Annotated in this window: 6 protein-coding genes; all 6 read right to left on the minus strand. The window is 47.4% G+C overall.

The window, feature by feature from the left end; all coding sequences use genetic code 11:
- Positions 1-703 precede the first annotated feature (703 nt).
- On the minus strand, positions 704-1,060 hold the full coding sequence (locus ACJJIR_RS14600) for a hypothetical protein (protein ID WP_444905894.1): 357 nt from the start codon (positions 1,058-1,060) through the stop codon (positions 704-706).
- Positions 1,057-5,280 carry an RHS repeat-associated core domain-containing protein gene (locus tag ACJJIR_RS14605; protein ID WP_444905895.1) on the minus strand — a complete coding sequence of 1,408 codons (4,224 nt, stop codon included), beginning with the start codon at positions 5,278-5,280 and terminating at the stop codon, positions 1,057-1,059. Before ACJJIR_RS14605 ends, ACJJIR_RS14600 begins: the two co-directional genes overlap by 4 nt.
- Before the next feature lie 66 nt (positions 5,281-5,346).
- On the minus strand, positions 5,347-5,856 hold the full coding sequence (locus ACJJIR_RS14610; RefSeq protein ID WP_444905896.1) for a tetratricopeptide repeat protein: 510 nt from the start codon (positions 5,854-5,856) through the stop codon (positions 5,347-5,349).
- Between the two features lie 37 nt (positions 5,857-5,893).
- Positions 5,894-7,030 carry a FlgD immunoglobulin-like domain containing protein gene (locus ACJJIR_RS14615; RefSeq protein WP_444905897.1) on the minus strand — a complete coding sequence of 379 codons (1,137 nt, stop codon included), beginning with the start codon at positions 7,028-7,030 and terminating at the stop codon, positions 5,894-5,896.
- On the minus strand, positions 7,027-7,917 hold the full coding sequence (locus tag ACJJIR_RS14620; RefSeq protein ID WP_444905898.1) for a hypothetical protein: 891 nt from the start codon (positions 7,915-7,917) through the stop codon (positions 7,027-7,029). Before ACJJIR_RS14620 ends, ACJJIR_RS14615 begins: the two co-directional genes overlap by 4 nt.
- 88 nt (positions 7,918-8,005) lie before the next feature.
- Entirely contained in the window at positions 8,006-23,182 is a 15,177-nt protein-coding gene (locus tag ACJJIR_RS14625) for a beta strand repeat-containing protein (RefSeq protein WP_444905899.1), read from the minus strand.
- Positions 23,183-23,770 lie beyond the last annotated feature (588 nt).

Genomic DNA, 23,770 nt, shown 5'->3' on the forward strand with positions numbered 1-23,770 from the left:
CCACGCCCAGCTGAACAAGGTAATTTCGAACCCTAGTTATCCCCAGAGTACTGATATCCCTACCTGCCCCCGCATCTTTTTACCTACGATCAAAAAACGTTATCGGCGCCAATTCGCCACCCACTTTGTTGTAGGCACTCCATCTACCCGTTCTGTGACACAGACGTTCTCACCCAGCTTTTATCCTCCAATCCATGGCAGTCCTTTTTTTGCAAACACTGGCGATATCTCAATCGAAATTTTGAAAGTCACTTTAAAGGCTTAGTGGGATCGGTGGAGGCGGTAAAGCAAGCTTGCATCCAACTCGATAAACGCTGGGTACATGGGATAGGTGATTGCCGGCGCTTCCTCTCAGCTACGCCCTTCTAATTTATCCCTACCCCAAGTGCTCGATAGCTGCTCCTTTATCCAAAAATAGCGATTCCCAAAACCTAAGTACCAATTCCCAGTCTTTCGCCTTCTTTACCTCTTAATCAAAGAGAAAGAGCCGCCAGAGAGGGAGTCAGTTTTGTTACTGGCTCCATCCTCCCTTGTTTGGCTGTCCTAGAATCTCCAAGATTTCGAATCTTCAATCTATGGGTGTCCAGGAAAATGCTCTAATCTAAAAACGTTATCAGCGCCAATTCGCCACCCACTTTGTTGTAGGCACTCCATCTACCTGTCTTATAGCACAGAAGTTCTCACCCAGCTTTTACCCTCCAATCTATGGCTGTCCATTAATTTCTTCTTTACTATTTAAAACTGAGACAACAGTGTATGTTCTAGCTTTACTATCGAATATAAAAATATAGGAGTTCCCATCTGCGTCCAATGCCTGGTTGTTCTTAATGTGAAGATTTTCTAGATCAACACATTCACAATTCTTTAAAGTAGCTATCCACCCTTTTTGATTTGGAATTCTGCCAGTTAGCTCCGTATAAGCGATCAAAGCAGCTTCTAGTTTTTCCACAGAATAAATATTAAACTTTTGCTTTGCTGTTGACACTTTGTTTGAGTAAGAAATCTTAAGAAGTAAGCCAATACAGATTGCCAGAGATGTAACAACAATAATTTTTTTCATTGTGAGGAACACTGCTGAGTTGCAACTTTGCGACAAGATAATCTTACTCTCTGCACCCAATGAGTACAGTTATTACCCCAAAAACTGTAACTTGAGCATGATCCCATGTTAGGCTCGGAAACCTGTTCAAATACACATTCCTCATATACTTTTGATTCACATTCTCCAGGTGGCTTATCCTCAAAACATGCAGTAACACCATCATCCAGCTCTGAGGTATCATCTAGAACCCGCCCTCCCTCTGGGCAGCTACTCATAGGATAGTTACCTGCACACCGTCCTCCAGAACACAAAAAGTTATGAGGATAACCATTACCAACACTGAAACATACCTGCGCCAAACCTAATGGATCAATATGGCCTAGAGGGTTTCCACTAACGTAAGCATAAGTATTTAACCCACCATCTAAACCAATCGGATCATGTTCAAGATAACGCCCATTCTCCGCATCATAATCTCGGAAGTAGTTATAAAAATATCCACTTTCCTCATCGTAGTACTGGCCGGGGAATCGTATGTTAAATACGACAGCTTTGCCATCTCCATCTACATCATTATCGACAACAGTTTGCCCAAATGCTGTACGCGAACTGCGCCAGATAGATGCTCCATCTCCATTTATTAATAGTCTGGGCGTATCCAAATGATCGCTATAAACCACAGAAGTATCGTAGGCATCCGCAATTTGAAGCGGAGCGTAAGCACCAGGCAAAAAGTCATAACGCTGGGTAAGATTTGTAGTGCCATCATCTCCTTCAAACTCCGCTATTAATTGGGAACCATCCCATAAAAACCAAGTAGTAGTACCATCCACAGTTTTAAAGAGGCGCCGACCACTTGTGCCATAACCGTAACTGGCTGTAGTAGTACCATCTCTGTAGCCGATCAGACGATTATCTCGGTCATAAGTAAAGGTTTTATTTTCCGTTCCAGTAATAGACGTTAAATTACCATCATTGTCATAGCTTCGGATCAACGCCTCATTATTTTGGCTGACCAGCTGATTGTTACTATTGTATTCGTAAGCAGAACCATCACTTGGATCTTCCCGGTTACCTACTCCATCGTAAGTAAAAGCCTCATCTTTAAGAGGGGTGCTATCAGGATAGTCGGCACCTGTAAGCCTGCCTAACCCATCATAAGAAAATGATTGAGTACCATCATTATCGCTATAGCTAGCGATATTTTTTGCCGCATCAAAACTATAAGTTAAGGCTTCCAAAGTCGCACTGGAAGAATCAGTAACAGAGGAACTACTTAAAGTACCATCAGCATTGTAGTTATTCGTTCGAGTTATGCCGGAGGCGTAACTAAAGCTAGTCAAGCGATCGGCGTTATCGTAACCGAAGGTATGACTATTGCCAGCCAAACTAGCATTTGTTAAACGTCCATAATCATCATAGCTGAAGCTGTGACTGGCAAGTACGCCGCCCATTTCGATAGTATTATCAAAGCTAAGTTCACTAAGTTTGCCTAGAGGATTATAGGAATAGTTAAGAATACGATCTCCACCAGGAATATAGTGATTAGTAGTTTGAGATAGTCGGTTTAATGCATCGTAACTGTTCGTATAGAGCGCGGTACTTTGTATAGACGAGTCAACAGCCTGAGCCAGCCGTCCATTATCATTATAGGTAAAACTCTGGGTACGTTCTGTATTATTACCAGTTTGCTCTGTAGCGCTGGCATAATGCTCAATACTTGCCAGCCCCCCCCAATCTTCGTAGTTATACTCCAGAACCTGACCGCGAGCGCCTATTTTACTGACAAGGCGATCTCGATCATCGTAGCTATAGGTAATAGTTTCCCCACCAGGTCGAGTTTCTGTGGTTTTACGACCTAAACGATCGTAAGTATAGGTAGTGGTATTATTTTCTGGGTCGGTGACGGTCAGTAGATTATCTTTGGCATCGTAACTATAAGATGTAACAAGGCTTGGGCTTACTCCCTGCTGCTCGGTTTCGGTCAAACGATCCAATGCATCGTAAGCGTAAAGAGTTACACGATTTAATGGATCAGTCGTACTTACGATATTACCAAAGGCGTCATAACTATGGCTGACCAAAGCACCCTCTGGATCAGTAGTACTCGTGAGATTGCCACGCTCATCATAACTAGAGGTAGCGGTATTACCTAATGCATCACTGATGCTTAATTGTCGCCCCAAACTATCATAGGTATAACTCTGATAGGCAGTCTTAGTTCCTGCACTATCCTGACGTTCAGTGCCGATAAGTCGGTCTTTACCATCGTAGTTGAACAAAGTGATCTGCCCAGTAATAATCTCCTCAGTAGCGCTATCGGTATTACGCCCTATTTCCACCTGAACCAAGTTATTATCTGCGTAGCTGTAGTGAGCTTCCTCATTCAGGGCATTGGTTACCTGCACCACGCGGTTTTTATCGTCGTAGACGTAGGTAGTGGTGTTACCCATAGCATCAGTGGCGGTCAGGCGGTTACCCGCTTGGTCATACGTGTAGTTTTGGACACCGGCAGACAAGCTATTACCATTGCTGTCTTTCCAATACTCTTTAGTGGGGTAGAGGCTATCACCCGAATATTCCAACACATACTGGCTACCATCGGCGTAGGCGGTAGCAGTGAGCTGATTACGAGCGTTGTAGCTATAGCTAGTAGTTTGATAGCTTCCATCAGCCTTTAATTTTTTGATGCTGGCTAGGGTCTGGGGATTGCCGTTGCTATCATAATTAAAGGTATATTCGATGCGGAACACCGTGGTGATATCAGCAGAGGAAACTACCTCTTTACTGGATATCCATCCACCTTCATAAGTCCAGCTGGTAGTAATGACCTCACCACTAGCCAGGTTGACCGCCTTGCTCAGGCGACGGTTATCAGTGTTGTAGGTGTAATCGATAGCGCGCGCCAGGGTGCGATCGCCATTGTCATCAGCCAGGCCATAGCGCTCTTCACGGGTAACGTTGTTATTGGCATCGCGGGTTTTTACGGTGAGATAGCCCGCTTGATCCTCGTACTCCACTGTGCGACCGTCTTCGTTAAAAACGTAGCGCTCAGTAGTTGTATAGGGGTTATTACCATCAGCATCAGTAATCGTGGTGGTGACTTCGGTTTCATAACCCTCGGTAACATAGTCAAACTCAAAGGTTAGATTACCGTAGACCTCTTTGATCACCCGGTCTTCAGAATCGTAGGTTTCCTCATAGGGAGTAGCATTTTCACCTACCTGGAAATAGGTGAGGTTGTGGCCGTCGTTGCTGTCTTCGTATTTATAGGTAGACACCAACCCTTCCAGGCCGGTGACTTTAATCAGGTTGCCTGAAGTTAAGGTATTGCCTTCACTATCATCCAGCGTGTCGTGACTATAAACAACGGTGCGGCCGGTGTGGTCCACCGCTTGCGTGACACGACCGGTATCACTGTCATAACTAAAGCTAACGTAGTTGCCACTCAGGCTACCATCTGCCAGGCGCTCTTCAATTTTTTGCAACTGGTAGCTGTAGGCCACCGTCATCGGCTTAGAAGGATCGACGGAATAAAGAGAAGTACCGACGATAGGGAAGCGTTCACTGCTGTAAGTAAACTCCAGACGCTGACCGGCTTTGCTTTCCCGCGCCGTCAGGCGGCCCTCGGCATCGTAGTAATCCTTGCGTCCATTATTGTGGGCAAAGGTGTAGGTACCATCACTATCTTCACTCAGGGTTCCACGCAGCCCGGCCACATCGCTTACATAGGCACCACCACTGTAAACAAACTCGGCGCGGTGCCCGGCGCAATAGCGGATAATGACTTTATCATCGGGGTATTCATACAAGCGGTAATCGTGATCGAAGGCCCAGCCATACCCCAGGGCGCTGTCATAATCCGATTGGTTATTGTATTTCCGTATAATTTGAATCGGGTAGCTGCCTTTCACCACCATATCAGTTTCTTTGTGGCGTTCCTGACCGCTGAAAAGTACGACCGTCCCCCCCTCAACGGACTCTTTGGGGCAGCCTCCCCCAACACCACTATCACCGCCACCGCTATCATCACTGTTAGAACCGGTACCACCACCAAAGGTGTGGGCCTGGGTAGGGCTGGCGGCGATGGCCAGGGTTAAAGCCAGCATCGCTGAAGCTAGGGGCGGACGAATGGAGTTCGCGCTTGCGCAGACGCGCCGGGCGCCTTCCAAGGTTTTGCTAAATCCTGCGAGGGCTTTTAGCGGTGTTTTTAGTATTTTGTTGGCAAAACTGCTCATGGGTATTCCCTATCCCCCAACTACTGGCCAGGAGTGTGATTCTTATTCAGTACAAATCAGACGATATTATTGTGCGGCACGCCACAGGCGATAATCTTTCAAAGCGGTTTGTTCCTGCTCATCCTTGCCCTGTGCCTGGTAAGCCTGGGCTAGGCCAAGGTAGGCGTGGCCGTGCTCCGGGTGGTTTTTTATTAGGCGGCTGAAATAGGTTTCCGCTTCTGCCCACTGTTGCTGTTGAATGGCGATTTGGGCCAACAGTTGCAGGGCTTGGCGATGAGTTCTATTTTGCTTTAATACCACTGAAGCGTGCTGTTTGGCTTTTTTGTACTTGCCTAATTTCTTTTCCAGCTGGGCCAATTCAATCATGGCCGGGTAATTTTGCGGTTGCTGTCGCAGCAGGCGGTTGTACAAGGCTCGCGCCCGCTTGTAATCCTTTTGCTCAACCGCCGCTTGGGCTTCAGCTTGGGAGACCTGCTGGATATGGGCGCTCGGCTTGGCTGCGTGAGCTCCAGTACTGGCAAAAAGCGCAATGATTACCAGGGATAAAATCTGGATTAATTCCGTCGTTCGCTTCATGGTTCACATCCTTCTGAATATCTAATTCGCATTAGAGTTAATCTTTATGAGCGAGAGTGCTCGCTAATTCGTCGGCCTGGGGCTTTTCAATAACCACTTTTAGGGTGGCCATACCAAAGTTCCCCAGGTAGCCGCGCAAATTGACGGTAAGATAGTGCTCACCTGGATTGTGGTTGCGGCTGTCCCAGCGATAAGTGGTGGGGAAGTAACCCACTTCGTTCTCATAAATATACTGGCCGTCGACAAAGTACACCGGCTCAAACCTCTTTGAGGCCAGCTGCGCGATATGCTCCGGCTGTACATTAATGCGTACCGGTACAGTGCCACTAACTATCGGGGTGCCTTCGCTATTTTTGCGGTAGTCCCCCACCAGTGAAATTTCCAGCGGGAAATCTCCCCGGCTCATTGCGTCCCGTTGCGCTGGGGAGTGAATACGCGGGCGATGGGATTTCTTTTTTTGTCGCGGGCTTTGGCCCCACGGCATATCCTGCACAAAGCGGGCGCCAGAAGGTGATTTATCCCCGGTCACCAGAATGGTATTGCGGGGTAAGGCGAAGGCATTGAGAATTAATTCCAGGGCTGGGTGGCCCTTTAAATTCAGGGCGCCGGAGGCATCCTGCCCATCCCAGGCTTCTGTTTGTTGGCCAGATGCGCGCGGCACCCAGTCGATAATATTATTCAGCAGTGGGCCGTTATTTTTTAATCCCACCCGAATTGCGACGCGGGCCATTTGTGGCAGGGTGTAATCCACACTGCCCTGCTCCGCATTCCAACTCAGATCGTTTACCGCGACACTTTCACCACCGGTAATATCGGTCAGGTCGTACTCGGCAGTTTGCTCGCCGGCTTTTACACTGATGGTGTAGTGATAAGCCTCTGCGGGTACTGGGCGCCCCTGCTGGTCGGTGCCGTCCCACTGCCACTGGTGATCGCCGGCCGCCAGCTGTTCGCGGTATTCCGTTTTGATCAGCAGATCTCGGGCATCGTAGATATTAATCGTGACGTTGGCTTGCGTATCAATATGGTAATTCAGCGCGAACTGTTCTCCCTGGGCCGGGGAAAATGAGCGGGATTCAATATTGACCCCGGAAATAGACAGTCCGTAGCCAGCCAAGGGCGTAAGCAGAGCGGCCAATACTGCGGTGAGGCCGATTTTTTTTAACATCTTATTCATAATACTGACTTGCCTTGCGCGGACTGCGGCCGCCATAGGGGTTTACGGGCACCGCTGGTAAATTGGGTCAGCTGGGTTAACTCACCATCATCAAGCGTTAACCTCCACAGGTTGTAGGCGCCATCGCGGGTAGACTGAAACACAACGGCATCCCCTTTCGGGGACCAGCTGGGGGCGGCATCCAGTGCGGCATCGGTGGTGAGCTGTTTGAGTTTTCCGTTGCTCTCCCGCAACCACAGGTCGTAGTTACCAGCACGGTTACTGGAAAATACCAATCGGCCTTTTGTATCGGCGACAACATCAAAGTTGTAGAGACTGTTAAAGGTCAGCTGCCGTTTGCTTCCGGAATTCAAATCCAGCGCCCAAATATCGTGAGCTTCGCCACCATCCCCGGATAAGAAATACACGGTGTTACCATCCGGATGCCAGCGGGGTTCGTGCTGCATATGACGCATATTGGTGAGTTTTTGCTGGTCACTGCCATCTAGTGGCAAGTGCCACAAGTTGTTATCGTCAACGCTGTCGGAGGTGCTGAGAGAAAAAACTACGGATTTTCCATCCGGCGCTAAACTCGCATCAATAAAACCCTTTAGTGGCATTTCAAACGGTACTTCTTTGCCGGTGGCCAGCCCGACCTCATGCAGTTCACCCTGGCTGCCATTCACCAGCAAACGCTTACCATCGGGAAACCAACTAAGGCTGTTTTTATCGAAGGCTGAGTGGGTGAGTTGCCGGTGTTGTTGACCCTGGGTATCCATTACCCATACCTGCCAATACCCCTGTTTGCCCGGGGCCAGGTAGGCTATATCCTCTTCTGCGTGAACGCAGGCACACCATAGCAATGCACAAGTCACAATGACCACGTTGGACTTTAGTAAGGCTTTCACGTTGTTCTCTTGGTTGTTTTTTGATTTAGTGCCGACCTGACAGTTACGGCGCTAGCGGTGAGTTAAAACACCGCTAGCACCCTAACCATTATTGATACAGCTGCAATGCGCCGTAGTAAGTGGTACTGGCTCCGGTAGTTGCCGAAGTCGCTTCTATCCAGAAACTGTACACACCTTCATCCGAGACCATAATCGCGTTGCCATCGCTCTCTTCATAACCGGTCCACTCCACCTCGTGAGTGGCTACTGCACCGTCGCTGTCATTAGCGGCTTGCAGCTGGTTATCGATCAAGGTGATCGCTCCCGCATCTGTCGGGTCACCGATATCCGGCGGTAACAGTTTGAAGGTTACGTAGGAGTCCTGATCCAACAAGTAAGCCACTTTCGAGATTTGATCGTAGCTGTGATACATCAGATAAGGATCGGATTTAACTTCGATATTGGGTGCGTCCAGTGTGCCGCTGATACTTGGGGTTATGCCGTCAATAATTACCACATTGGTGGGCAGAACTTCTGGATAAGGTACATAAGTGGAAAAAGACCCTGAAGTTAGTACGCCATCCGCGGTGCGACCATCCCAAACCAAGTAGTGAGCGCCGGCTTCCATAGGTACATTATCGTAGACAACGCGCTTGTCACCTCCACTTGGTGTCACTTCCATATAGACGCGCACATTCGAAGTGGGTGTGACTGCAGCTTTCATAAAGTCGTTCTGTGCTGCATTCATAGTGGAGTCCATACTACCTATTAGGATATCGCTACTGGTGCCTGCATTCTCAATAGCGTACACACCTTCAACACCTCCGCTCACTGCGGTGAGATCATAGGTGTATGCTTCTTCCTGAACGTAATTACCCTCGCCATCCTTGCCATCCCAATTCAAAGAATAGCTACCTGCACTATCAAAAGTTTCCACCACGCTGCGAACCAGCACTTCAGTTTGCTCGTCTTTAATATCCAACGTAACGGTAGCGCCGGCAGACAAATCAAAGCTGATTACCAGATTCTCTCCAGAAACTGGGTTAACCGTAGTTTGGTTACGGCTAACATTGGCAATACTAACCAGGTCAATAGTAACCGTACGAATAATCGTAGAAATATTACCTGCTCTATCATTGGCTACCAGACGTATTTGGTAGTCACCATTGGCCGGAGCCTCAACAGTACCATCAGTGGAACTAACCACCCACTCAGCTAAGATGTTTTCGCTCACCGCTGCTGTTGAAGATATTAGACTTACCCAATTATCGGTATCACCGCTCAACTGGTAATCCATGGTGTAGTCAACGAAGAAATTGTCGATGGCACTACCTTCAATCTCTAGGGTCGTAGTCCCAGTTGATAAGGTATCGCCATTATTCACGTTACTCATTTCGGCTATGGGGGCGGTGTTATCCAACTCTACCCAAATGGCACCCGCGCGATAACTGGTATTCTCCGCATCAGTTACCTTCAAGAATAAATAGTAACGACCATCATTCAATACGGTGCTGCCACTGTCAGTACCATCCCAATCGATATTAATATCTGTACCAGTTCCAGAGAAAGTATTCACAACAGTTCCGGATTCATTACTGATTTCCAGACTCCAACTGCTACTTGAACTCAAGGTGCCAGTAATGGCTAATGTATCCTGGTTACCATCACTATTTGGGGAAAAGTATTGGTAATCTCCGTGTAAGTTGGAAGTTATTACGCGGGTCTCCGCAGCCAGGGCATTGCTGTAATCTACCGCAGTTTCTGGTGAATCAACCCCGATAATATCTACCCCCCATTCTGGCGCAGCGCTACCCCACCAGTTGCCCGTAACATTCAACACCAGCGCCGAACTGCTACCATAGTTGTTAAGGTACAAGCTGCCATTGGTATTCCCGTAGAGATCATTACCAATGATCGTAGGTGTAGGATTGGTAGCATCACTACCCGAACCATTCAGATAAATACCATAATTATTATCGATAAAACTATTACCCGTTAAGCTCGGTGAAGAGGCTCCGGTAATATAGGCACCGTAATTCAAACCGGTAACAACATTGTCAGTTACTGCTGGCGATGCGGTATCGAGAGCTATACCTGTACCTGTGTAATCCGTATTTTGGATCAGGTTATTAACAATGGTACCACCGGCAAAATTATTAATGCTGATTCCGCTTTCGCTAAAGTCAGTAATAATACTGTTGGTAACGCTGAACGCACTGGGTGAAGTCGCAGAGACTGCAGTTTCAGCATATTGGATGTAAGCATTATCAATACTGATACTGCCACCACTTGCTACAACGATACCCTGCCAATCGCCAGCCACAGGGTATTGGGCCTCACTGGTAAATATTACCGGCTGTAAACTGGAACCACTAACTACTAAATCTCCCTCTACTGTTAGTGAGTGACCGGCAGGGAATACCAATATTGCTCCAGCTTCCAGCGTTAAACTCACACCACTATTTACATTGATATCGTCAACAACAATATAGGATCCCGCAGCCAAGCTCGTGTCAGTATCAATATCCAAGCGGAGGTAGTGATCGTATACGGAATTTCCATTGGCACTGCTCAAGTAGCCACTGTAATCCACTAACGGTCGATAGGAAGTGCTATCGCTGTAATCGTAGACTTCTGCCTGTATTTCCCCTGAATCTAAAGTATTCCACCAATTGCCCGTAGCATTAACCGTAACTACACCGCTTTCGTAATAATACGTATACAAGTCGTAACTACCGTTACTGTGGATACTATTGCCGGTAATCTCAGGCTGCGGATCGTACTCTGCATCCCTCATTCCGTACAAATAAAAGCCGTAGTTACTATTATCGGTAACAGTATTACCCGTAATCGTTGGGGTGGTAGCAATACCGCTATAGCCCTTAATGTAAAAACCGTGCTGGTTATCGGTGATCACGTTATCGCTAGCAGTGACATTCGTCACACCGTACAGGTATACCCCAGCATTATCGGCATGCTGAATAGTGTTGCTACTGATTGAGCCGCTGGCGCTATAAGCGTGGATAGCACTTTCATCAAAATACTGCAAAGTACTATTACTCAGGCTAAAAGTACTGCCCGAGTTTGCATACAGGCCATAGTCCCCATACTCCAATGTCACATAGTCCAGGATCACCGTGCCGCCACTTTCCGCTACGATGCCATACCAGTCGCCAACGCTGGGGGTACTCTCATCACTGGTAAATACGATGGGGTTATCACTGGTGCCCTGGGCATCCAAGGTGCCAAAGACCTTCAGGCTAAAGTCACCACCCACTTCAATGCGAGCGCCGGGCTCAATCGTCAGGGTCACGCCACTTTGCACGTATACAGTGCTCAAGAGGGTATAAGTGTTGCCCGCTTCCAATGTGGTATCTTCACTTAGGTAACCATTCAAGCCATTGCTGATCGCTGAACTACCATCTTCGGCATCCAGATAGCCACTATAATCCACTAGTGGTCGGTAGGAGGTACTGTCAGTGTGATCAAAGATCTCCGCCGCAATCTCCCCGGAGTCTGTGGTGTTCCACCAGTTACCCGTGGCATCCACGGTGACCACACCACTTTCATAAGAGTTGGTATACAGTTCATAGCTACTATTACTGTGAATACTGTTGCCAGTAATTATCGGGCTTGGATCGTAGTCTCCATTACTTACGCCAATCAAGTAGAAACCGTAGGTACCACTACTGCTAACGGTATTACCGGTAATGGTTGGATTGGTGACACCACCGCTATAACCTTGAATATAAAAACCAAAGTCATTATCCGTGATCAGATTGCCAGTTATGCTTGGCGTGCTGGTAACCTCACTGTAGCCCCTAATATAAAAACCATAATTATTACCGGTAATCGTATTATTGCTGGCAGTAGCATTCGCCACACCATATAGAGATACACCCGCGACATCCGCATACTGAATAGTGTTATTAGTGATCGTGCCACTGGCTTGATAGGCGTAGACAGCACTTTCATCAAAATACTGCAAAGTGCTGTTGCTCAGGCTAAAAGTACTGCCTGAGTTTGCATACAGGCCATAGTCCCCGTACTCCAGCGTCACATAGTCCAGGGTCACCGTGCCGCCACTTTCTGCCACAATGCCATACCAATCCCCGACACTGGGCTCGCTTTTATCACTGGTAAATACGATCGGGCTGTCACTAGTGCCCTGGGCATCCAGGGTGCCTGAAACCTTGAGCCTAAAATTACCACCCACTTCAATGCGAGCACCGGGTTCAATCGTCAGGGTCACACCACTTTCTACATATATTGTATTCAACAGTGTGTAGGTGGTGCCCGCTACCAAAGTGGTGTCCTCGGCCAGGAAACCAATCAGGCCATTGCTGGTCGCGATACTTCCGTCTTCAGCATCCAGGTAACCACTGTAATCCACGATCGGCCGATAAGTGGCGCTGTCGGTATAGTCATAAACTTCTGCTGCGATCAATCCGGCATCCGTGGTATTCCACCAGTTGCCCGTAGCATTGATCGTAAGCCCACCAGTTTCGTAATGGTACGCTTCCAAGTCGTAGTTGCTATTACTGTGGATACTATTGCCGGTAATTACCGGTTGTGGATCGTATTCCGCGCTGTAAACACCATGCAAATAGAAACCATTGCGGCTGTTGCCGGTAACAGTATTGCCAGTAATCGTTGGGGTGGTGGCAACACCGTTATAGCCTTTAATGGAAAAGCCGTAGTAATTATTCGTGATCGTATTGTCACTGACGGTGGCATCCGCAACACCGTAGAGGTATACCCCGGCATTATCGGCATGCTGAATGGTGTTGTTATTGATTGTGCCGCTGGCGTTGTGAGCATAAACACCACTTTCGTCAAAGTACTGCAAAGTGCTGTTGCTCAGGCTAAAAGTACTGCCCGAGTTTGCATACAGGCCATAGTCCCCGTACTCCAGCGTCACATAGTCCAGGGTCACCGTGCCGCCATTTTCCGCTACGATGCCATACCAGTCGCCAACGCTGGGGGTACTCTCATCACTGGTAAATACGATGGGGTTATCACTAGTGCCCTGAGCGTCCAAGGTGCCAGAAACCTTCAGGCTAAAGTCACCACCGACTTCAATGCGAGCACCCGGCTCAATCGTCAGTGTTACATCACTTTTTACATACACCGTACTCAAGAGCGTGTAAGTGGTGTCTGACACTAAAGTGGTATCCTCGGTCAAATAACCGATCAGGCCATTATTAATCGCTGAGCTACCATCTTCGGCATCCAGATAACCACTGTAATCCACCAGCGGTCGATAGGAGGTGCTATCGGTATAATCGTAAACTTCTGCCCCAATTTCCCCCGAGTCCGTAGTGTTCCACCAGTTACCTGTGGCATTCAGGGTAAGCACACCACTTTCATAATTATAGGCAGACAAGTCATAGCTATTATTGCTGTGAATACTGTTACCAGTAATTACTGGTTGAGGGTCGTATTCTGCATTGCGAACTCCGTTTAAATAGAAACCGTAGCTGCTACTACCAGTAATAGTATTGCCGGTAATGGTTGGGTTAGTGGCACCCCCGCTATAACCTTGAATATGAAAACCGTAGTTATTATTTGTAAGTGTGTTGCCTGTCACTGTTGGGCTGGAGGCAACACCGCTATAACCCTTAATATAAAAGCCGTATTGGTTTTCGCTAATAACGTTATTACTAGCAGTGATATCCCCAGCACCGTAGAGATATACCCCGGCATTATCGGCATACTGGATAATATTGCTATTAATCGAGCCACTGGCGATATAGGCGTAAACGGCACTTTCATCAAAATACTGCAAAGTGCTGTTGCTCAGGCTAAAAGTACTGCCTGAGTTTGCATACAGGCCATAGTCCCCGTACTCCAGCGTCACATAGTCCAGGGTCACCGTGCCGCCACTTTCTGCCACAATGCCATACCAATCCCCGACACTGGGCTCGCTTTTATCGCTGGTAAATACGATCGGACTGTCACTAGTGCCCTGGGCATCCAGGGTGCCTGAAACCTTGAGCCTAAAATTACCACCCACTTCAATGCGAGCGCCGGGTTCAATCGTCAGGGTCACACCACTTTCTACATATATTGTATTCAAGAGTGTGTAAGTGGTGCCCGCTACCAAAGTGGTGTCCTCGGCCAGGAAACCAATCAGGCCATTGCTGGTCGCGATACTTCCGTCTTCAGCATCCAGGTAACCACTGTAATCCACGATCGGCCGATAAGTGGCGCTGTCGGTATAGTCATAAACTTCTGCTGCGATCAATCCGGCATCCGTGGTATTCCACCAGTTGCCCGTAGCATTGATCGTAAGCCCACCAGTTTCGTATTGGTACGCTTCCAAGTCGTAGTTGCTATTACTGTGGATACTATTGCCGGTAATTACCGGTTGTGGATCGTATTCTGCGCTGTAAACACCATGCAAATAGAAACCATTGCGGCTGTTGCCGGTAACAGTATTGCCAGTAATCGTTGGGGTGGTGGCAACACCGTTATAGCCTTTAATGTAAAAGCCGTAGTTATTATTCGTGATCGTATTGTCACTGACGGTGGCATCCACAACACCGTAGAGGTATACCCCGGCATTATCGGCATGCTGAATGGTGTTGTTATTGATTGTGGCGCTGGCGTTGTGAGCATAAACACCACTTTCGTCAAAGTACTGTAAGGTGCTGTTACTCAGACTGAAGGTGCTACCTGGGTATGCGTAAAGACCGTAGTCACCGTACTCCAAGGTCACATAGTCCAAAGTCACCGTGCCGCCACTTTCAGTCACAATACCAACCCAGTCGCCAACGCTGGGGGTACTCTCATCACTGGTAAATACGATGGGGTTATCACTAGTGCCCTGAGCGTCCAAGGTGCCAGAAACCTTCAGGCTAAAGTCACCACCGACTTCAATGCGAGCACCCGGCTCAATCGTCAGTGTTACATCACTTTTTACATACACCGTACTCAAGAGCGTGTAAGTGGTGTCTGCCACTAAAGTGGTGTCCTCGGTCAAATAACCGATCAGGCCATTATTAATCGCTGAGCTACCATCTTCGGTATCCAGATAACCACTGTAATCCACCAGCGGTCGATAGGAGGTGCTATCGGTATAGTCGTAAACTTCTGTTGCAATCTCCCCCGAGTCCGTAGTGTTCCACCAGTTACCTGTAGCATTCAGGGTAAGCACGCCACTTTCATAAGAGTTGGTATACAGATCATAGCTATTATTGCTGTGAATACTGTTACCAGTAATTACTGGTTGAGGATCGTATTCCGCGTTGCGAACCCCGTACACAGAGAAGCCGTAGTTGATACTGCCAGTAATAGTATTGCCGGTAATAGTTGGATTGGTGACGCCACCGCTATAACCTTGAATATGAAAACCGTAATTATTATTTGTAAGCGTGTTGCCTGTCATTGTTGGGCTGGTGGCAACACCGCTATAACCCTTAATATAAAAGCCGTATTGGTTTTCGCTAATAACGTTATCACTGGCAGTGACATCCCCAGCGCCGTAAAGAGATATCCCGGCATTATCGGCATACTGGATAATATTGCTATTAATCGAGCCACTAGCGATATAGGCGTAAACGGCACTTTCATCAAAATACTGCAAAGTGCTGTTGCTCAGACTAAAGGTACTGCCCGAGTTTGCATACAGGCCATAGTCCCCGTACTCCAGCGTCACATAGTCCAGGGCCACCGTGCCGCCACTTTCTGCCACAATGCCATACCAATCCCCGACACTGGGCTCACTTTTATCACTGGTAAATACGATTGGGCTGTCACTAGTACCCTGGGCATCCAGGGTACCTGCAACCTGAAGACTAAAACCTCCCCCCACTTCAATGCGAGCGCCCGGTTCTATCGTCAGAGTTACACCACTTTGCACGTACACTGTACTCAAAATGGTATAAGTAGTACCTGCCAACAGAGTGGCATCCTCGGTCAGGTAACCATTTAAAACATTACCAACCGCTGAGCTTCCATCCTCGGAATCCAAATAACCACTGTAATCCACGATCGGCCGATAGGTGGTGCTGTCGGTATAGTCATAAACTTCTGCTGCAATTAATTCAGAGTCCGTAGTATTCCACCAGTTGCCCGTAGCATTGATCGTAAGCCCACCAGTTTCGTATTGGTACGCTTCCAAGTCGTAGTTGCTATTACTGTGGATACTATTGCCGGTAATTACCGGTTGCGGATCGTATTCTGCGCTGTAAACACCATGCAAATAGAAACCATTGCGGCTGTTGCCGGTAACAGTATTGCCAGTAATCGTTGGGGTGGTGGCAACACCGTTATAGCCTTTAATGTAAAAGCCGTAGTTATTATTCGTGATCGTATTGTCACTGACGGTGACATTCGCAACACCGTAGAGATATACCCCAGCATTATCGGCATACTGAATGGTGTTGCTAGTAATTGAGCCACTGGCGCTGTAAGCGTAGATAGCACTTTCATCAAAATACTGCAAAGTGCTGTTGCTCAGGCTAAAAGTACTGCCCGAGTTTGCATACAGGCCATAGTCTCCATACTCCAGCGCCACATAGTCCAGGGCCACCGTGCCGCCATTTTCCGCTACGATGCCATACCAGTCGCCAACGCTGGGGGTACTCTCATCACTGGTAAATACAATGGGGTTATCACTAGTGCCCTGAGCGTCCAAGGTGCCAGAAACCTTCAGGCTAAAGTCACCACCGACTTCAATGCGAGCACCCGGCTCAATCGTCAGTGTTACATCACTTTTTACATACACCGTACTCAAGAGCGTGTAAGTGGTGTCTGCCACTAAAGTGGTGTCCTCGGTCAAATAACCGATCAGGCCATTATTAATCGCTGAGCTACCATCTTCGGTATCCAGATAACCACTGTAATCCACCAGCGGTCGATAGGAGGTGCTATCGGTATAGTCGTAAACTTCTGTTGCAATCTCCCCCGAGTCCGTAGTGTTCCACCAGTTACCTGTAGCATTCAGGGTAAGCACACCACTTTCATAATTATAGGCAGACAAGTCATAGCTATTATTGCCGTGAATACTGTTACCAGTAATTACTGGTTGAGGGTCGTATTCTGCATTGCGAACTCCGTTTAAATAGAAACCGTAGCTGCTACTACCAGTAATAGTATTGCCGGTAATGGTTGGGTTAGTGGCACCCCCGCTATAACCTTGAATATGAAAACCGTAGTTATTATTTGTAAGTGTGTTGCCTGTCATTGTTGGAGTGCTGGCAATACCGTTATAGCCTTTAACATAAAAGCCATAGCTGCTCTCGGTAATCATATTATTGCTAGCAGTAACATTCGCCACACCATACAGATATACACCAGCGACATCCGCATGCTGAATAGTGTTGTTAGTGATCGTGCCACTGGCTTTATAGGCGTAGACAGCACTTTCATCAAAATACTGCAAAGTGCTATTGCTCAGGCTAAAGGTACTACTCTCTGATGCATATAGACCATAGTCCCCGTACTCCAGCATCACATAGTCCAGGGTCACCGTGCCGCCACTTTCTGCCACAATGCCATACCAATCCCCGACACTGGGCTCGCTTTTATCACTGGTAAATACGATCGGGCTGTCACTAGTGCCCTGGGCATCCAGGGTGCCTGAAACCTTGAGCCTAAAATTACCACCCACTTCAATGCGAGCACCGGGTTCAATCGTCAGGGTCACACCACTTTCTACATATATTGTATTCAACAGTGTGTAGGTGGTGCCCGCTACCAAAGTGGTGTCCTCGGCCAGGAAACCAATCAGGCCATTGCTGGTCGCGATACTTCCGTCTTCAGCATCCAGGTAACCACTGTAATCCACGATCGGCCGATAAGTGGCGCTGTCGGTATAGTCATAAACTTCTGCTGCGATCAATCCGGCATCCGTGGTATTCCACCAGTTGCCCGTAGCATTGATCGTAAGCCCACCAGTTTCGTATTGGTACGCTTCCAAGTCGTAGTTGCTATTACTGTGGATACTATTGCCGGTAATTACCGGTTGTGGATCGTATTCTGCGCTGTAAACACCATGCAAATAGAAACCATTGCGGCTGTTGCCGGTAACAGTATTGCCAGTAATCGTTGGGGTGGTGGCAACACCGTTATAGCCTTTAATGTAAAAGCCGTAGTTATTATTCGTGATCGTATTGTCACTGACGGTGGCATCCACAACACCGTAGAGGTATACCCCGGCATTATCGGCATGCTGAATGGTGTTGTTATTGATTGTGGCGCTGGCGTTGTGAGCATAAACACCACTTTCGTCAAAGTACTGTAAGGTGCTGTTACTCAGACTGAAGGTGCTACCTGGGTATGCGTAAAGACCGTAGTCACCGTACTCCAAGGTCACATAGTCCAAAGTCACCGTGCCGCCACTTTCAGTCACAATACCAACCCAGTCGCCAACACTGGGAGTACTCTCATCACTGGTAAACACGATGGGGTTATCACTGGTGCCCTGAGCGTCCAAGGTGCCAGAAACCTTCAGGCTAAAGTCACCACCGACTTCAATGCGAGCACCCGGCTCAATCGTCAGTGTTACATCACTTTTTACATACACCGTACTCAAGAGCGTGTAAGTGGTGTCTGCCACCAGCGTGGTATCCTCGGTCAAATAACCGATCAGGCCATTATTAATCGCTGAGCTACCATCTTCGGCATCCAGATAACCACTGTAATCCACCAGCGGTCGATAGGAGGTGCTATCGGTATAATCGTAAACTTCTGCCCCAATTTCCCCCGAGTCCGTAGTGTTCCACCAGTTACCTGTGGCATTCAGGGTAAGCACACCACTTTCATAATTATAGGCAGACAAGTCATAGCTATTATTGCTGTGAATACTGTTACCAGTAATTACTGGTTGAGGGTCGTATTCTGCATTGCGAACTCCGTTTAAATAGAAACCGTAGCTGCTACTACCAGTAATAGTATTGCCGGTAATGGTTGGGTTAGTGGCACCCCCGCTATAACCTTGAATATGAAAACCGTAGTTATTATTTGTAAGTGTGTTGCCTGTCACTGTTGGGCTGGTGGCAACACCGCTATAACCCTTAATATAAAAGCCGTATTGGTTTTCGCTAATAACGTTATTACTAGCAGTGATATCCCCAGCACCGTAGAGATATACCCCGGCATTATCGGCATACTGGATAATATTGCTATTAATCGAGCCACTGGCGATATAGGCGTAAACGGCACTTTCATCAAAATACTGCAAAGTGCTGTTGCTCAGGCTAAAAGTACTGCCTGAGTTTGCATACAGGCCATAGTCCCCGTACTCCAGCGTCACATAGTCCAGGGTCACCGTGCCGCCACTTTCTGCCACAATGCCATACCAATCCCCGACACTGGGCTCGCTTTTATCACTGGTAAATACGATCGGGCTGTCACTAGTGCCCTGGGCATCCAGGGTGCCTGAAACCTTGAGCCTAAAATTACCACCCACTTCAATGCGAGCACCGGGTTCAATCGTCAGGGTCACACCACTTTCTACATATATTGTATTCAACAGTGTGTAGGTGGTGCCCGCTACCAAAGTGGTGTCCTCGGCCAGGAAACCAATCAGGCCATTGCTGGTCGCGATACTTCCGTCTTCAGCATCCAGGTAACCACTGTAATCCACGATCGGCCGATAAGTGGCGCTGTCGGTATAGTCATAAACTTCTGCTGCGATCAATCCGGCATCCGTGGTATTCCACCAGTTGCCCGTAGCATTGATCGTAAGCCCACCAGTTTCGTATTGGTACGCTTCCAAGTCGTAGTTGCTATTACTGTGGATACTATTGCCGGTAATTACCGGTTGTGGATCGTATTCCGCGCTGTAAACACCATGCAAATAGAAACCATTGCGGCTGTTGCCGGTAACAGTATTGCCAGTAATCGTTGGGGTGGTGGCAACACCGTTATAGCCTTTAATGTAAAAGCCGTAGTTATTATTCGTGATCGTATTGTCACTGACGGTGGCATCCACAACACCGTAGAGGTATACCCCGGCATTATCGGCATGCTGAATAGTGTTGTTATTGATTGTGCCGCTGGCGTTGTGAGCATAAACACCACTTTCGTCAAAGTACTGTAAGGTGCTGTTACTCAGACTGAAGGTGCTACCTGGGTATGCGTAAAGACCGTAGTCACCGTACTCCAAGGTCACATAGTCCAAAGTCACCGTGCCGCCACTTTCAGTCACAATACCAACCCAGTCGCCAACACTGGGAGTACTCTCATCACTGGTAAACACGATGGGGTTATCACTGGTGCCCTGGGCATCCAAGGTGCCAAGAACCCTGAGGCTAAAATTGCCACCCACTTCAATACGGGCGCCCGGTTCTATCGTCAGGGTTACATCACTTTTTACATACACCGTACTCAAGAGCGTATAAGTAGTGCCCGCCACCAGAGTGGTATCTTCGGCTAGGAACCCAAGCAGACCATTACTGATTGCCTCATCTCCATCCTCGGCATCCAGGAAGCCACTGTAATCCACTACAGGTCGGTAAGTAATACTATCGGAATAGTCATAAACTTCTGCTGCGATCAATTCAGCATCTGTGGTATTCCACCAGTTACTTGTGGCATCAACGGTAAGCGCACCACTTTCATAATAGTAAGTTTGCAGATCGTAACTGCTGTTGCTGTGAATACTATTGCCAGTAATTACCGGTTGAGGGTCATATTCAGCTGTATAAGTTCCATGTAGGTAAAAACCATTGCGACTGTTACCAGTAACGGTATTACCAGTGATCGCTGGGGTGGTGGCAACACCGCTATAACCTTTAACATAAAAGCCGTATTGGTTATTCGTGACTAGGTTATCTCTTACGGTGAGATCTGCTACACCATAGAGGCTCACCCCAGCAATATCTGCATACTGAATAATGTTGTTATGAATTGAGCCACTGGATTTGTAGGCGTATACAGCGTTTTCGTCAAAATATTGCAAGGTACTATTGCTAATACTGAATGCACTGTCCGCATCTGCGTACAGCCCATAGTCGCTATACTCTAATGTTACATAGTCCAGAGTTACCGTGCCGCCACTTTCTGCCACGATTCCATACCAATCACCAACACTGTGAGTAGCCTTATCGCTGGTAAATACAATTGGATTATCACTGGTCCCCTGAGCCTCCAGGGCACCAAAAACCTTGAGCCTAAAATTATCACCGGCTTCAATACGAGCACCGGGTTCAATTGTCAGGGTTACACCGCTTTGCACCTGCACTGTACTCAAGAGGGTGTAAGTGTTGCCCGCCTCCAAAGTGGTATCCCGTGTCAGGTAACCAAGTAAGCTATAGCTAACTGCTGCACTTCCATCCTCAGCATCGAGATAGCCACTATAATCCACGATAGGACGGTAAGAAGTACTATCCGTATAATCGTAGATTTCCGCTGCAATAGATTCTGGATCTGTAGTGTTCCACCAGTTGCCTGAAGCATCGACATTGAGCGCGCCACTTTCGTAATAGTTGGTAAACAAGTCATAACTGCTATTACTGTAAATACTATTCCCCGTAATCACCGGTTGCGGGTCATAGTCCGCATTATTTACTCCATACAAGTAGAGGCCATAACTACTGTTACCAGTAATAGTGTTTCCGGTAATAGTTGGGGTTGTAGCAGTACCACTAATACCTTTAATGTAAAAGCCATATTGGTTATCTGTAATCGTATTATCACTAACGGTGAAATCTGCTACTCCATACAGATAGACCCCGGTATTATCTGCATATTGAATTGTACTATTCTTAATTGAACCCCTAGCGCTATGGGCGTAAATACCGTGCTCGTCAAAGTGTCGTAAAGTACTATTATTGAGGCTAAAGTTACTACCGGATTTCGCATAAAGCCCGTAATCGGCGTATTCAATGGTGGTATAACTTAAATCTAATGAACCACCATCATTTGCCATGATGCCATACCAATCACCTTTGACTGGCGAAACCTGTGCACTAGTAAATACCACAGGCGTTTCCACTCCACCGGAAGTGGTAAGGCTACCATTCACCTCAAATGTATAATTTCCCTCAAAAAGGATGGTAGCACCTTCATTAATAGTAAGAGTCACCCCGCTATTAACATCTACATTACCAGTCACCAAATAGGTTTGGTGTGCCGCAAGCTCTATGTCTGTAGTAATATCACCGGACAATTCGCTCAAGACACTTAGGTTATCGTACTCAAGGGATTGATCTTCGCTTCCGGTGACTGCCACCGCAATTCCGGCTTTGACAATATCGTCAAAGCTGATTGAAACGCTATCAACCTGAGTCCAACTCACACCATCTGTAGAGATATAAGCTGTGATAGTGTCATCGTCACGTACCAATCTCAACCACTGGGGTAAAGCACCGGTTTGTCCAGTGGTAATTAATGTGTTGGCTGCGTCATCCGTATCTCGGGTGAAAAGTCCAATACTGTTATCGGCCGGATCCATCACTAGCGCAACAGCTTTATCAGTTGCTGCAGTGCCATTTCGTAATGCAATACCTGCAATACCTGACCCGCTATTACTATGACTGGATAAGCGGGCGATTAACTCTCCTTGCTGTAACAATTCTTGATAGACAAAGTGCAGGGAGTAGGCATCATCCCAGTCACCAGTATCTGCTAAGGCAGGGCAAGTAGCACTTGAGGAAAAAGTTAATGTTAGATTATCTAGGTAATTGTTGTCGCCAATCTCAAGCGATGTGGCTCGTATACCATAGCGAGATAGGTCGCCGATACCGCTACCGACCGTGTAAGAGAGACCAATATCAGCGCCTCCAACAGTAGCTGTGAAAGTATCGCCAGAGCGATTCAAGGTAACAGCTTGTCCTGAAGTTGGATGATTTCCAGCCGCAGATACATGAGCCAAATTGATTTGACTGTCTACGCCTGTAAAGTGAACAAGGGCCCAAACACCTGTCGTACCGTCCCCTTGATACTGAACACCATAGCCAACATATTCGGCATCAGTTAAATAGATACTGAGCGAATCGGTGCCGGCATCTACATCCGTTGATGAATTAATGAAAGCGCTGAGAGTAATCTCACTTGAATCACTTAGCACAGTCGGAGCTAGCAGAACTTGATCAACCTGTGCGGTTACAGTGACACGTTCATTCAGTACCGACAAGGCCTCGCCACCAAAACTATGAAACCCAAGCGATGCCAGGTCCTCACTAGAGCTGGAGGAAAAATCTTCAGAAACAAGATTTTCAGCTACACAAACTTCTGAAATCCCAAGACTTAATGCCTGCTCATCGCCACTTAGAACGACATCACCTGTGCTAGCACCAACAATTGAAAGCTGCCAGGGAGAAACTTCTTCATCCACCGCAACTTCGGCGTATGTATATGCCGAAGTACATAGCAATGAAAAACACAAGTACTGCAACAGCTGTCGAGCATCTTTTTTAAACGCCAAAAGCCGTGAATGATTATAAGCCGCGCTCCGCATGAACATGCCTTCCCAATTTGCACCTTGAATCAATCCAGGCATAACGGGCGGCAAGAAAGCTAAGTAATTCAGCTATCTCAGGGAAAGACTGAAAGGAAAAACCGCAGAAATTAAAAAAACGAAATGGGCACTGATACCACTTGCTTAATACTGCACTTCCAACAGCAATCCTTGCACCCTTTATGCATCTCGCACTCAGTCAATTTTTTTGAGTGCTTCCTTCCTTATAACTACAACCAACGCGCCATCAAGCGTTAGATGGCACAATTATAATCAAAGTTCGAAGAAAAATGTCAACTAATATATAAGTACCAGCAGCACCCAGAATAAAATGCGCAAACTCCCATAACTGACATTACAGTCAATAGAATTATGATCATGCAACCAAAACAAACCCACTTCACACTTCACCCATGCAAATAGCGGAAATCGCTTTCGCTAGAAAGCAAATATTTGCTAAAATTT

Source organism: Microbulbifer maximicatervae (SeqCode), assembly GCF_052467385.1.

Excerpts from the sequence above, each read along its gene's own strand:
- ACJJIR_RS14600 (WP_444905894.1), bottom strand. The coding sequence starts at position 1,060 with ATGAAAAAAATTATTGTTGTTACATCTCTGGCAATCTGTATTGGCTTA.
- ACJJIR_RS14605 (WP_444905895.1), bottom strand. The coding sequence starts at position 5,280 with ATGAGCAGTTTTGCCAACAAAATACTAAAAACACCGCTAAAAGCCCTC.
- ACJJIR_RS14610 (WP_444905896.1), bottom strand. The coding sequence starts at position 5,856 with ATGAAGCGAACGACGGAATTAATCCAGATTTTATCCCTGGTAATCATT.
- ACJJIR_RS14615 (WP_444905897.1), bottom strand. The coding sequence starts at position 7,030 with ATGAATAAGATGTTAAAAAAAATCGGCCTCACCGCAGTATTGGCCGCT.